The sequence below is a fragment of the Ilumatobacter sp. genome (genome assembly GCF_030065885.1).
Taxonomy (GTDB): Bacteria; Actinomycetota; Acidimicrobiia; order Acidimicrobiales; family Ilumatobacteraceae; genus Ilumatobacter.
In genome coordinates, this window is record NZ_JASJCS010000152.1 from 1 (window position 1) to 12,255 (window position 12,255).

General features: G+C 70.6%; 12 protein-coding genes and 1 pseudogene. 5 read left to right on the top strand and 8 right to left on the bottom strand.

The annotated features are described in order from the left end of the window. Together QNJ12_RS21830 and QNJ12_RS21835 are read right to left on the bottom strand one after the other, a co-directional pair. Positions 1-184, bottom strand: a pseudogene (locus QNJ12_RS21830) (serine/threonine protein phosphatase); the annotation flags it as partial. A gap of 116 nt (positions 185-300) precedes the next feature. Beyond that, a complete protein-coding gene (locus QNJ12_RS21835) occupies positions 301-1,332 on the bottom strand; it encodes a PHP domain-containing protein (RefSeq protein ID WP_300625938.1) in 1,032 nt (343 codons plus the stop codon). Positions 1,333-1,476: 144 nt separating this feature from the next. Here QNJ12_RS21835 and trxA point away from each other — a divergent pair, with 144 nt between their 5' ends. Next, positions 1,477-1,854: a thioredoxin gene (trxA, locus tag QNJ12_RS21840; protein WP_300625940.1), complete on the top strand. Its 378-nt coding sequence runs from the start codon at positions 1,477-1,479 to the stop codon at positions 1,852-1,854. 144 nt (positions 1,855-1,998) lie between these two features. Here trxA and QNJ12_RS21845 read toward each other — a convergent pair whose 3' ends face one another. The 4 genes from QNJ12_RS21845 to QNJ12_RS21860 form a co-directional block, all read right to left on the bottom strand. Further along, positions 1,999-2,553, bottom strand: a complete 555-nt coding sequence (locus QNJ12_RS21845; RefSeq protein WP_300625942.1) for a hypothetical protein — start codon at positions 2,551-2,553, stop codon at positions 1,999-2,001. A 209-nt stretch (positions 2,554-2,762) separates the two neighbouring features. Next, positions 2,763-3,446, bottom strand: coding sequence for a LytR C-terminal domain-containing protein (locus QNJ12_RS21850; protein ID WP_300625944.1), 684 nt, complete (start codon positions 3,444-3,446; stop codon positions 2,763-2,765). A 190-nt stretch (positions 3,447-3,636) separates the two neighbouring features. Next, complete coding sequence (locus QNJ12_RS21855; RefSeq protein ID WP_300625946.1) at positions 3,637-4,185, bottom strand: LPXTG cell wall anchor domain-containing protein; 549 nt, start codon at positions 4,183-4,185, stop codon at positions 3,637-3,639. 85 nt (positions 4,186-4,270) lie between these two features. Beyond that, positions 4,271-5,869, bottom strand: a complete 1,599-nt coding sequence (locus tag QNJ12_RS21860; RefSeq protein WP_300625948.1) for a polysaccharide biosynthesis tyrosine autokinase — start codon at positions 5,867-5,869, stop codon at positions 4,271-4,273. A gap of 76 nt (positions 5,870-5,945) precedes the next feature. Here QNJ12_RS21860 and QNJ12_RS21865 point away from each other — a divergent pair, with 76 nt between their 5' ends. Beyond that, a complete protein-coding gene (locus QNJ12_RS21865) occupies positions 5,946-8,198 on the top strand; it encodes a DUF4012 domain-containing protein (protein ID WP_300625950.1) in 2,253 nt (750 codons plus the stop codon). A 7-nt stretch (positions 8,199-8,205) separates the two neighbouring features. On the opposite strand, the gene QNJ12_RS21870 is transcribed toward QNJ12_RS21865, so the two are convergent. Further along, positions 8,206-8,883, bottom strand: coding sequence for a class I SAM-dependent methyltransferase (locus QNJ12_RS21870; RefSeq protein WP_300625952.1), 678 nt, complete (start codon positions 8,881-8,883; stop codon positions 8,206-8,208). 96 nt (positions 8,884-8,979) lie between these two features. Here QNJ12_RS21870 and QNJ12_RS21875 point away from each other — a divergent pair, with 96 nt between their 5' ends. Together QNJ12_RS21875 and QNJ12_RS21880 are read left to right on the top strand one after the other, a co-directional pair. Beyond that, positions 8,980-9,837 carry a sulfotransferase domain-containing protein gene (locus QNJ12_RS21875; RefSeq protein ID WP_300625953.1) on the top strand — a complete coding sequence of 286 codons (858 nt, stop codon included), beginning with the start codon at positions 8,980-8,982 and terminating at the stop codon, positions 9,835-9,837. After that, positions 9,834-11,042: a glycosyltransferase gene (locus QNJ12_RS21880; protein ID WP_300625954.1), complete on the top strand. Its 1,209-nt coding sequence runs from the start codon at positions 9,834-9,836 to the stop codon at positions 11,040-11,042. The genes QNJ12_RS21875 and QNJ12_RS21880 overlap by 4 nt, the downstream gene beginning before the upstream one ends. Positions 11,043-11,075: 33 nt before the next feature. On the opposite strand, the gene QNJ12_RS21885 is transcribed toward QNJ12_RS21880, so the two are convergent. Continuing rightward, entirely contained in the window at positions 11,076-11,870 is a 795-nt protein-coding gene (locus QNJ12_RS21885) for a TylF/MycF/NovP-related O-methyltransferase (RefSeq protein ID WP_300625956.1), read from the bottom strand. Between the two features lie 177 nt (positions 11,871-12,047). On the opposite strand from QNJ12_RS21885, the gene QNJ12_RS21890 reads away from it, so the two are divergent. After that, a partial coding sequence (locus QNJ12_RS21890; RefSeq protein WP_300625958.1) for a hypothetical protein occupies positions 12,048-12,255 on the top strand: 208 nt, incomplete at its 3' end.

Genomic DNA, 12,255 nt, shown 5'->3' on the forward strand with positions numbered 1-12,255 from the left:
TCGGGACCGACGCCAGCCGGCGGTGAAGATCGGCCAGCATCCGACCGATGCGCGCCGCGCGCCACGGCCTGCGGGCCAGCACGGACAGGTAGTCGGGGCCGTCGACGCGCTCCATCCGCATGTCGGTGCCCTCGACCTCGAAGATCTCGGGCGCCGGGAAGCCGTGCCGGTGCGCAGTGCGCATCGCAACGACCTCGTGCTCGGAGATCGGTCCGTTCCGACCCCTCCGAAGGACACGCCCGGCACCGACGTCGTAGATGTCTGCGGAGCGGCCGCTCCCGATCAAGGGGCCCGGATCGGTCACGCGCCCGCCCAGGCGAGCAGATCGTCGCGCGACATCGTGTTGACGATCCGCTCGATCGGCACCTCTCGCTCGGCCGCACGGTTGCAGCCGTGCGGCTGCCACTCGAGTTGTCCGGTGGCATGTGCGTCGGAGTCGATCGAGAACCAGCACCCGTACTCGATCGCAAGATCGATCAGCGGTCGCGGCGGGTCGAGCCGCTCGGGCCGGCAGTTGATCTCGACCGCCGTGTCGAACTGCGCACAGGCGGCGAAGACGTAGTCGGCGTCGAACGACGACTCGGGGCGCTTGCCGATCATCCGGCCGGTGCAGTGCCCGAGGATGTCGACGTGGGGGCTGGCAACGGCCATCACCATCCGCTCGGTCATCGGCTGACGGTCCATCCGCAGCTTGCTGTGCACGCTGGCGACCACGACGTCGAGCTCGCCCAGCATCTCGTCGGACAGGTCGAGCGACCCGTCCTCGAGGATGTCGACCTCCATGCCCGTCAGGATCCGGAAGTCGTGGCCGGCGGCGGCGATCTCGTCGTTGATGCGTTCGATCTCGACGAGCTGCCGGGCGAGACGCTCCTCGTTCAACCCGTGGGCGACGGTGAGGCGCGCCGAGTGGTCGGTCAGCACCATGTACTCGTGCCCCAGCTCGATGGCGGTCATGGCCATCGCCTCGATCTCGGCGCCGCCGTCGCTCCAGGTCGAGTGGAGATGGCAGTCACCGCGCAACGCAGCGCGGTAGACGGCCCCGGCGTCGGTGAGGGGCACCTCCGACTCGGCCTCGACCTTGGTCAGGTAGGCAGGAACGAGACCTGCGAGTGCCTCGGTGATGACCGACGCGGTGGCGTCGCCGATGCCGTCGAGCTCTTGCAGGCGTTCGTCGCGTGCGCGCTCGGCGATCTCGACCGGGTCGGTGGAGCGCACGACGTCCAGCGCCCTCACGAACGCCTTGGTCTTGAACGGTGAGGCCAGGGCACGGTCGAGGCAGTGGATCACGCGCAGCAGCGCCGCCTCGGGCGTCATGGGTGCCTCGGGTGTCATGACCGTGACGGTACCCGCCCCTTCGCCCGGCTGTCAGCCGAGACGCGCCCCTGGTCGCCCGGGTGACCGGGGGCACACGCCCCGATGGAATACCGGCGGCCCGGGTTGCGTTTCAACTTCCGAACGCAATCAAAGGAGACCACGGTGGCGACCACCTCACTCAACCTCGAGAACTTCGAATCGACCGTGACCGGCGACGGCATCACGTTCGTCGACTTCTGGGCCGAGTGGTGTGGGCCGTGCCGTCAGTTCGGCCCGATCTTCGAGCAGACCGCCGAGGAGAACCCCGACGTGACGTTCGCCAAGATCGACACCGAGGCCGAGCAGCAGCTCGCCGGTTCGCTGGGCATCATGTCGATCCCGACGCTCATGATCTTCCGCGACGGCATCCAGCTGTTCAGCCAGCCGGGCGCACTGCCGAAGTCGGCGCTCGACGACCTGCTCCGCCAGGTACGCGAGCTCGACATGGACGAGGTCCGCAAGGAGCTCGCCGAGCAGGCGGAGGCAGCGGCCACCACCTGATTCCCCTTCTCAGCCCGGCGGTTTCCTCCCCCCACCGAACCGCCGGGCGAAGATCTCCCCCCAACCGATCGACATCCCCCCTCCGATCGGACAGCGAGGCGGGCAGCACTCCAGCTGCCCGCCTCGTTCGCGTCCGTGGCGCGATCAGGCGTCGGGCACCAGCTGCGCGAGACGACGCACGAGCCGGTCGACCTCCCCCACCATGGCGACGTGCCCGGCGAACGGTCCCCCGTAGGGGTCGGACAGGTCGTCATCGGCCGACGGCACCATCAGGTCGGCGGCCCGGCGGCCGTCGCTCGCGGCGCGAACCCAGGCGTCGAACCCATCGACCCCGATCGGTACGTCGAGGGCCCGCCGCACCAGCTCTTTCAGCGTGAACGAGCGCGGCCACGCATCGGGTACCTGGCCGACGACGTCGCGAAGGTGCTCGCGTGTCATCGTCACCACCAGGTCGGCGCCCTCCTCGACGATCATCGGCTCGGTCAGCAGACGGCTGGCGTGGTCGGTCAGGTCGACGTCGACCTCGCGTGCGGCGCGAACCGTGTGTTCGTGGACGGCGAGGCGGCCGCCGTGCGTACCGGCCGAGGTGACGCGCAGATCTTCGAACGAGGGCCCGAGATGGCGGGCGAGGAGCCGCTCGACGACCGGTGAGCGGCAGACGTTCGCGGTGCAGACGACGAGGATCCGGGCCTCGGTCACGCCTGATCGGTCCCGATCAACGCCACCAGCCGGTCGATCCGCTCGGTCCGCAACGCCCGCATCTCAGTCACGCCTGATCGGTCCCGATCACGGCCACCAGCCGGTCGATCCGCTCGGTCCGCGACGCCGGCATCTCGGTCACGCCTGATCGGTCCCGATCACGGCCACCAGCCGGTCGATCCGCTCGGTCCGCAACGCCGGCATCTCGCTCACGCCTGATCGGTCCCGATCAACGCCACCAGCTCGTAGATCCGCTCGGTCCGCAACGCCGGCATCTCGGTCATCGGAGCGATGTCGCCGATGGTCCAGCCGAGATCGATCGCGAGACGGGCGGCCTCGGCGGTGAGGCCGTCGGCGAAGTACACGGTGCTCACATCGGCGAGGCGGACCGCATCGGCGGGGGTGGCGTTGTAGCCGAGCGGCTCGAGACGCTCGGCGGTCTCGCCGGCGATGCCACCGACCCCGCTGGCGTTGACGGTCGCCACGACCAGATCGCCACGATCACGCTCGGCCTCGACCGGGTCGATCGCCTCGGCGGCGTCGTCGCCGGCGTCGTCGCCGTCGTCGTCCACCTGCGAACCGTCGTCCCCCAGCTCCCCCGCGACGTCGGTCGTGTCGGGCCCGCCCGCCGGATCGTCGCCGTCGTCGACCGGTACCGACGACGAGTCGGTCGACTCGGTCGCCTCGGTGGTGCCGGTCGCCTCGTCCGTGGTCAACGGTGCGATCGTCGCCGCGGGGGCGGCAACCGTGGTCGTGGTGGTGGTCGTGGTCGACGCGCCGGCGCGGATGACGAGCTCGCCGCTGGGCGGATCGTTCGGCAGCCCGGCGATAGCGACGCCGGCACCGACCGAGATCACGCCGGTGATCCCGAGGGCGAGGGCGGAGTGCTTCATGGCCGAAACGAGGCTAGCCAACGCGGGTCACGGCGACGCGGCACACGCGACAGGGACGCGGCACACGCGACAGGGACGTGGCACACGCGACAGGGACGCGGCACACGCGACAGGGACGTGGCACACGCGAAAGGAGCGCTGCCGAGGCAGCGCTCCTTCGCAGGTTGTCTGTTGACAGAAGAACGTCTGGTCAGCCTGCGACGACCTGGCGGCGGCGAACCTGCGCCACGCCGAACATGCCGGCGCCGGCGAGCAGGAGCACGGTCGCGATGATCATCGTCGTGTTGCCGCTCGAGGAACCGGTTGCGGGCAGGCCACCGGCCGGTGCTGCGGTGGTGGTCGTCGTGGGTGCGGCCTGGACGGTGATGACGAAGTTCAGCGTGCGGCCCGAGTACTCGGCGCTGCCCGTGTACGTGCCGGGCGCATCCGGCGCCGTGAACGTGGCCGATGCGGTCCCCGTGGCCGGCGCGGCCAGGAAGCCGAGCATGAACGCTGGGGTCCCCCCCGAGGCCACACACGGCTCGTTGACGACCACGGCGCCCACCGGCAGCGGGAAGCTGAAGATGACGATTTCTCCGACAGCGCAGTCGTCGACCGTGATCGTGAAGTCCTGGCCGGGAATCGGGGACGTCGGCTCGGCCGTGAACGGGCCGCTGCCTGGCGGGTAGGCATCGACGACCGCGCCACCGGCCATCAGGGCGGCGCCCGCGATCATGAGTGCGGCTGCGATCTTCTTCATGGGTGTGGTACTCCTCTTCTCAGACAACCTGGCCGGATCATAACAGGAAAGGGCCCGTTGTCCAGCGAAGATGTGCGCACGGGGGTTATTTGCTCGACAGCCCCGCAGGCTCGTCGACCGGCGTGGAAATGCCGACCGTCAAGCTGTCGGGCGGCGTGTTGTCGGCGCCCTCGGGACCGTAGGAATACCCGTAGCCGTAGGTGCCCGACGTGCCGGTCTTGCTGGCCTGGTTGAGCACCAGGCCGACGACGGGGGCGTGCACGCGGCCGAGACGTTCGAGCGACTCGGCCACCTGCCGGCGTGATGTCCGCCTCGACTGGGCGACGAAGAGCACTGCGTCGACGCCGCCGGCCAGCGCGATCGAATCGGCCACCGGGAGCACGGGCGCCGAATCGACGACGACGTAGTCGAACTCCTGCGCGAGCTGGCCGAGCATGTCGCGCGACCGCTGGCTCGAGAGCAGCTCACCGGGGTTGCCGGGTACGGTTCCGGACGGTACGACGGTGAGCGTCGTGCCCTCGGCGATCTCGAGCGGGCGGGCGACGACCGCGACCGCCTCGCCGACCAGCAGGTCGATCACGCCCGGCGCGGACGGCGTCGCGAAGACCTCGTGGACCCGTGGCCGCCGGAGGTCGGCGTCGACGATGACGACCGACTTGCCCGCCTGGGCGAGCACGCACGCGAGATTCGTGGCGGTGGTGGTCTTGCCCTCGCCGGGAAGCGAGCTGGTGACCTGGATCACCTTGATGCGCCGGTCGAGGGCCAGGAACTGCAGATTGGTGCGAAGTCCGCGATACGTCTCGACCGCATAGTCTCCGGGCGAACTGATCGCGACGGGCCGATTGTCGGGCGGCGTGTCGACCGGAACCACGGCGAGCACCGGCACCGGCGAGAGCCGTTCGAGGTCCTCTTCGGAGCGCACCGAGTCGTCGAAGTAGTCGATCGCGAACGCCGCGGCGAGCCCGAGCAGCAAGCCGACCACCCCGGCGAGCGCGCCGGTGCGGAGCGGTGTCGGCTCGACCGGGTCGGTGGGGATGTCGGCCGACTTCACGACCGAGGCCCCGCCCGTCTTGAGGGCCGTGTCGACCTGGAGCTGGTTGAGCGTCTGGCGGAACGTCGACTGCTGGGCGAGCAGCGCGCTGCGCTGGGGATCGGTCTCGGGCAGTGACTCGATCTGGCCCTGCAGCTCGGTGATCTTCGTCTGGACCTGCGCACTGGCCGCGATCAGATCGTCGACGGCCTGCTCGCGCCGCTCGTCGATGTACGCCTGGACGTACGCGTTGGCGAGGGTCTGCGCCGTCTCGGGATTGGTGCTGCGGACCCTGACCGAGATGACGTCGGTCGCACCGAGCACGCGAGCGTTCACCGCTGGCGGCGGGCTGTCGAGGCCGAGGTTCTGCTCGAGCCGTGTCTGCACGCGCTCGCCTTCCAGCACCCGTATCTCGGTCTGGACCGCACGCGTGGCATCGCTGCCGCGAAGATCGACACCGGTGTCGAACAGTGAATCGGTCGTGCGCGTTTGCACCAGCATCTGCGCCTCGGCCTCGTAGACGGCCGTCTGCGTGGCCGACAGGCCGAGCGCGATGCCCGTCGTGACCACGAATGCGCCGACGACGATCCACCAGCGACGCCGGATCACCGCGAGGTAGTCGCGCAGCGTCATCTCGTCGGGCAGGTGGTCCATACGGAGGCCAGAGGCTACCCGTTGTGGGCGCTGAACGCCGACCGGCGCCTGCACGTGCCAGATAGCCTCCCGGCCCGTGGCCAACCGACGGATCAAGGTGCGCGGGACCGACCAGCGCGCGGTCCTCGGCATCGGAGCGCTCGCCGGGCTGGGCCTCGCGCTCCGTGGCCTCAGCCCGACCGGGTCGGCCGTTATCGACGTCGTGCTCTTGATGCTCGTCGCCGCCGGCGCCGTGTGGGCGGCGGCCAGCGCACCGTGGTGGGCGCTGAGCGGCGTGGCGGCGGTCGCGGCAGCGATCGCGCCGCCGGTCGGTCCGTTGTTGATCGGCGTCGGCGTCTTCGGGCTGTCGCTCGCCGTCGGTGCGATCCGACGCAGCCAGCCGATCGAGCGGGCCGCGGTCGCCGGCGCTGCGATGCTCGTCCTGTCGATGGCCCGCGAGCTGCGCTGGTTCGGCACGAACTCCGCGATCGCGATCGTGCTCGTCGCCACGGTGGCCGGCCTCGGGGTCTGGCGTCGCTCGAGCCGCGAACGACGTCTCGCCGGCTACGCCCTCGGCGCGGCCGCCACGATCGCGGCGATCGGCGTGCTCGGCATCCTCGCCGCCGGCAGTTCGGCGCAGCCCGACCTGCGCGAGGGCAACCGCACGGCCAACCAGGGCCTTCGCCTGCTGACGTCGGGCGAGTTCGATCTCGCTCAGGAAGCCTTCGAGCGGGCGGCGGCGGCGTTCGCCCGCGCCGACGACGACCTCGGTGCGCCGTGGGCGCAGGCATCCCGACTCGTCCCGATCGCGAGCCAGCATCGCAACGCCGGAGCCGCGTTGTCGGGCGCGGCCGCTGCTGCGACCGAGACGATCCAACGCCAGCTGCGCGCCGTCGACCTCGACTCGCTGCGCATCGTCGACGGTCGCATCGACGTCGACGCGGTGCGGTCGCTGCAGGCTCCCATGCGCGAGCTCCAATCGGCGCTCGGCGAGCTCGAGGGCGCCGTCGACGACGCGCGGAGCGACTGGCTGGTGTCACCGATCCAGGACGAGCTCGACGAGTTGCAGCTCGAGATCGACGAGCAGCAAGAGCTGGGCGACAAGGCGGTCGCCGCGCTCGAGGTCGCTCCGGCGATCCTCGGCGCCAACGGCGAACGCGTCTACCTCGTGATGTTCACCACGCCCGCCGAGGCCCGCGGCCAGGGCGGGTTCATGGGCAACTACGCCGAGCTGACGGTCGACGACGGGCGCATCACGATGAGCAACTTCGGCCGCCACACCGATCTCAACGAGGCCGGCGATCGGCCCCGCCGGCTGGTCGAGGCACCGACCGATTGGTTGGCTCGCTACAGCCAGTTCGGCTTCAGGAAGGGCCCCGACCTGGTCGTGGGGGAGGTCCCGTGGTCGAACATCACGATCTCGGCGAACTTCCCGTCGACGGCGCAGGTCGCCGCCGAGCTCTACCCGCAGAGCGGTGGCCGCCCGATCGACGGCGTCATCAGCCTCGACGTCTTCGCGACCGAGGCGCTCGTCGGACTCATCGGCCCACTCGAGGTCGAGGGGGCCGCACAGCCGCTCACGGGCGCCACCACCGCCGACTTCCTCCTGCTCGAGCAGTACACGTCGGTCGGCTCGAAGGAGGAGCGCGTCGACCTGCTCGAGACGGTCGCCCGCGAGACCTTCGATGCCCTGTTGACGACCAATCCCCCCGATCCGATCGATCTCGGTCGGGCGCTCGCGCCGATGGTCGACCAACGCCGCCTCATGGGATGGGCCCGCGACGCCGCGGAACAGGCGGTCATCTCGACCGCGGGCATGGACGGCACCGTCCTCAGCGGGCTCGACGGAGCCGACGGCGTCGCCGTCACCGTGGTCAACGCGAGCGGGAACAAGATCGACACGTTCCTGCGCAGGTCGTACGAGTACCGCACCGCCGCCGAGCACGACGAGCTGCGGCTCCGACTCACCAACGGCGCGCCGAGCGAGGGATACCCGGACTACGTGATCGGCAACTCGGTGGGGCTCCCCGACGGCTGGAGCCGCCTCTGGCTCACCGTGTACCTGACGAGGACGGTGTCCAGTGCGTCGATCGACGGCGCCGAGCTCCGCCTCGATCCCGGCTTCGAGGCGGGCCTGAACGCCTACTCCGCGTTCATCGACATCGGCCCGGGCGAGACCGCCGACATCGCACTGCAGCTCGAGCCGGCGGGTCAGCCGATCGGCGACAGGGTCACGTTCGAGCCCTCGCCGCTCGCGAGCGAGGAACGGTGGACGGTCGAGGTGGCGGGACGGACCGAGAGCGACGTGCCGCAGCTGGTGCCGTGGAGCCTCGACCGCACCACCGAGTAGCGGTCGGTCAGGCGCTCTCGGGCTGAGGACGGGTGACCGAGATCAGGCTCTCGCACAGGTAGGGCATCGCCCGCCCGAGGGCGACCTGGAAGCGGTCGACCCAGTCGGGGACGTTCTCGCGGTTGCGGCCCGGAACGACCTGCACGCTGTCGGTGACCCACCGCTCGACGTCGAGGCCGGCCGCCCGCAACAGCTGCTGGAAGTGCGGCCGATCCCACCCGTAGAGATGACCCTCGTTCGCCGCTTCGCGGCGTGCCGCCGCGTTGATGATGGGGATCGGCGACACGAGATTCGGCACGGCGAGAACGGCCCTGCCCCGGTCGGTCAGGCTCGACCGCATCGCGACCAGCACGTCGAGCGGGCGGGTGAGGTGCTCGAGGACGTGGCAGCAGACCACGGCGTCGAACCGACCCACCGTCGCGGCGTCGAGGTCGTCGAGATCGACCACGTCGACGTCGGCACCCGTCGACTCGGCCGCGAGCTCGACCATCAGCGGGTCGCCGTCGATGCCGGCGAGTCGGAGGTCGGGGCGACGGCCCGCGATCAGGCCGAGCAACGCCCCGTTGCCACAGCCGACGTCGAGCACCGAGCCGCCGTCGGGCACCATCGACTCGAAGGTCGCGGCCAGGACGCGATGGTAGGGTAGGACGCCTTGATCTGCGGGAACGTGGCGCGCCGTGCGCATTCCGGGATGTTACCGGTGGCCCTCATCGTTCCCCCGCCGGCCTGACGCCGGGCCATGGCGTGCCCGCCGCCAGACAGAATCGACGACGACTCCCGCATGGAAACCTCCCCTGCCACCCGATCCTGCTTGCCGAACGCCGTCTACGTGGGCGTCGCCCGCGCCGGCTCGACGTGGTTGGCCGAGAACCTCGCCTCCCACCCCGACGCCTTCGTGCCGACCGCCAAGGACGTCTACTTCTTCGATCGTGAGTACGAGCGTGGGCTCGACTGGTACGCCGAGCACTTCAAGCGTGGGTGCGACCGGAAGATCCGCATCGACATCTCGCACGACTACCTGCACGTGCCGATCGCGGCCGACCGCATCGCATGCGACCTCCCCGGGGCCACGATCCTGGCGTGCGTTCGAGAGCCGGTCGACTGGCTGCGCAGCATCGCGACCTACATGAGCCGCAACGAGCCGGCCGGATCGACGTTCCAGCAGGTGGTCTCCAAGGACCTCGGTGTCGTAGCAGGCGGGTTCGTCTCCAACTACCTCGACTACTGGATGCAGCGCGTCGGCCGAGACGCGCTGCACGTGTACACCTACGACGACCTGCGCAACGATCCCGCGCAGACCCTGCACGACATCCAGGACGTCCTCGGCCTCTCGCGCCATCGCCCCGCCGACGTCGAGAGCCGGCGCAACGTGCCCACCCGGGCTCGCTCGGCGGTCGTGGCCAAGGCCGGCAAGCAGCTCGCCGGCGGCCTCCGCCGGATCGGACGGCCCGAGATCCTCGGCTGGCTCAAGCGCAACCCGATCGTCGCCCGCGCGCTCTACACCGAACGCTCGGTCGATCTCGCCATCGACGACGAAGCGGTGGCGACGCTCCGGCGGTTCTACCGCCCCGAGGTGACGGCCCTGAGCGAGCTCCTCGGCCGCGACCTCGTGGAGCTGTGGGGCTACGACCGGGCATGAGCCGACCGCGCGACACGGCGGGCGTGCGACCGGACGCACCGTCGATCGGCCGCGTCGTCCTCGTCAACGACTACCGCAGCCTCGGTGGCGCCGAACGAGTCGTCGCCGACACGGCCGAGCTGCTCGAGGGGGCGGGCATCGCCGCACACGTCTTCAGCAGCGAGGACGTGCCGGGCCATCGGCGCAACGCGGTGAACTTCGTGCACCACCGGGCGGCCCGCACCGCGCTCGCCCGACTGGTGAACGAGGTCGAGCCCGACGTCGTCCACTTGCACAACGTCTACCACGAACTGTCCCCCGCCGTGCTCTCGGTGCCGGCCCGCCTGGGCGTCCCCAGCCTGGTGACGGCCCACGACTGGCATCTCGCGTGCCCCAACCCGTCCGGCTGCCGCCACGTCGACGGGCAGATGAGGCCGGTCGATCTCACGCACCTGTCCGCACGGTCGCTGGTCACGTCGCGCTGGGACGTCTCCCGGGTTCGATCGCTGGCACGGCTCGTGCAGCACGTCGCGGGCTACCGGATCGTCGATCGCCGATCCGACCTCGACCTGATCGTCTGCCCGAGCCCCGCGCAGGCCGCCGTGTTCGAGCGATCGTTCGGTGCCACGGCAGCCGTGCTCCGCAACCCCCAGCCGGCACCGCCCACCGAGGGCGCCCCGTCGGATCGATCCGGGTTCGTCTTCGCCGGCCGTGTCGAACCCGAGAAGGGGCTCGCAGCGTTCATCGAGGTCGCGCCGGTCGAGCTGCTCGACGACCTCCGGGTCATCGGCGAGGGCGAGGACCTCGAACGCTGCCGAGCAGCGGCGCAGCGCCGCGGCGCGGCGACGGAGTTCACCGGCCGGCTGTCGGCTGCCGAGACGCTGGATGCGATGCGCCGCTGCGACGTGCTGGTGCTCCCGTCGCGGTGGCCCGAGATCGCACCGCTGGCTGTCATCGAGGCGATCGCGTCGGGGTGCCGCGTGCTGGGCTCGCGGCTCGGCGGGATCCCCGAACTGTGCGCGGGACGGGACGAGCTGCTGTTCGACCCGTTCGACGAGGACGACGTGGCGCGTGCCTGCCGGGCGGCGCTCGCGGCGGACCCGAGCGGCCCGCGGCCGGAGGCGTCGGCGCGCGCCCAGACCCGCGAGACCTATCTCGCCGAGCTCGTGGACCTCTACGCGACCGCCGTGGCGACCCACCGGCGGCGCGCCGCCGCGGGCCGCTGACGCCCGCCGACGATCGCGGCCCCGCCCCGAGCGTCAGACCTCGGACTGCTTGACGGCGATGCGGCCGCTCGCGTCGATCCGCGCCAGGTGCAACCGCAAGCCGTGCTCGGTGACGTACTCGTCGACTGCGCGACGCGAGCCCGCCCAGTGGCCGTAGTCGTCGATGATGAGGACGCCGTCGTGGGCAAGACGCGGGTAGAGGTGCACCAGCTCGTGGCGCGTCGACTCGTACCAGTCGGTGTCGAGCCGGAGCAGCGCGATCGCGTCGGCGGCGAGCTCGGGAATCGTGTCCTCGACCATGCCGGCGACCAGGCGCACGTTCGACATCGGGTACCCGGTGGAGGTCATGTTGCGCCGGACGTCGTCCTCGGACGCGTACGCCCAGTTGGACGATTGTGTGCCGGTGGCGAGGGCCTCGAACGTCTCGGACGCATGGACGCCGGCGGCCGAGACGTCGTGCTCGCCCGGCGCCGTCATGCCGGTGAAGGTGTCGAAGAGCTGGATCCGCCGATCGGTCGCGTCGAGCTGCTGCAGGCGAAGGGCGATCGCCATGGCGGACCCTCCTCGCCACACACCGCATTCGACGAAGTCACCCTCGATCTCGTTGACGACCACGTAGTCGACGGCGTTGACGAGGGCGCAGACCCGTTCGAACGACGTCATCGTGTAGTCGGAGACGCGCTCCCAGATCTGCACCGTCTCGGCCGGAACGTCGGAGGCGCTCGACGGCCCGCGTCGAACGACGTCGAGATCGAAGCGGTGGAGCACCGAGCGCGCCGATCGGACGCCGGTCCGGCCCACCGTCTTCAGCGCGTCGTTCAGCTTCACCTGTCCTCCTCGACCGCTCGACGCTAGCAAGACCGATCGGCTCCACCACGTGGCCCGTCGGCGCTGGTACCTGCCCGAATCGGCCCGCCCACACGCCGTTCCGGGACGAGCCGGCCCGGGGTTCGGCACCGCGTTCGGCACGCGTTCGGCACCGCGCCGCGCCGGTAGCCTCGCCGTGTGGGCGTCAACGCGAACATCGTCAGGTTCCTGGTGTACGAGCACGAGGCGCGTGGACCACTCGGGCGCGTGCTCACGCTGGGCCATCAGGACCTGCTGGCGAGCCCTCGAGACCTTCGTCCCCTGGTCGGAGAGGGCTTCGAGTCCGACCACTACGCCGACCGGCTGCTGGTCGACTGCTTCGGCGCCACGTCGGTCGATTCGATGG